The sequence below is a fragment of the Gloeocapsopsis sp. IPPAS B-1203 genome (genome assembly GCF_002749975.1).
In the GTDB taxonomy this organism is placed as follows: Bacteria; Cyanobacteriota; Cyanobacteriia; order Cyanobacteriales; family Chroococcidiopsidaceae; genus Gloeocapsopsis.
The window spans coordinates 1-683 of the sequence record NZ_PEIG01000045.1; the positions used below are offsets into that span (position 1 = coordinate 1).

Consider the following 683-nt stretch of genomic DNA (forward strand, 5'->3'; position numbering starts at 1 on the left):
GTTATTCTTAATTGAATTTTTCTTTTTGTTTATCATCTCTTAAATGCCAATCAACAAGTCGAACGGGTTCGGTCAAGGGCGGCCTGTGTTGCGCCTGCGGCAGGCCGTTTATATACCCTTGACGGGTTCCGAGCGACTGTTACCTTTGCATTTGAGATGTAAAACAATCATGCCGCTACTTTTAAGCGGGCTTTATAAACATCTACCGGTTTTTGCCTATTGATTCCCTGATGCGATCGTTCAAAGTTATACCTTTTTATAAATCGATCAAGTCCTTTCTCCAACTCCCATCCGTTGATTGGAGGGAACAAATATACATAGTCCCTCTTTACCGTTCTCCAAAACCGCTCGATATACGCATTATCTGTTGCCCTACCTTTTCCGTCCATACTTACCTTAATGCTATAATTACGCATCTTTTCTAGCCATGCTGCACAGGTGAACTGGCTACCTTGGTCGGAGTTGATAATCTCTGGTTTACCATATACCTCAATGGCTCGATCAACCACCTGATGCACACTGGCTGCACTTAATGTATTGGACAAGCCCCAGCCCACTATAAAGCGACTGTACACGTCAATGATTGCTGTCAAGTACATAAATCCCTTTTTCATAGGGATATAGGTGATGTCAATCTGCCATACCTGATTGGCTCTCTCTATACAAAGATTACCCAACAAATA

1 protein-coding gene is annotated in these 683 nt (G+C 42.6%); it reads right to left on the bottom strand.

The genetic code is table 11. The features are described from left to right. Window positions 1–167: 167 nt before the first annotated feature. The coding region (locus CSQ79_RS26915) for an IS3 family transposase (RefSeq protein ID WP_143755515.1) at window positions 168–683 on the bottom strand (516 nt) is incomplete at its 5' end.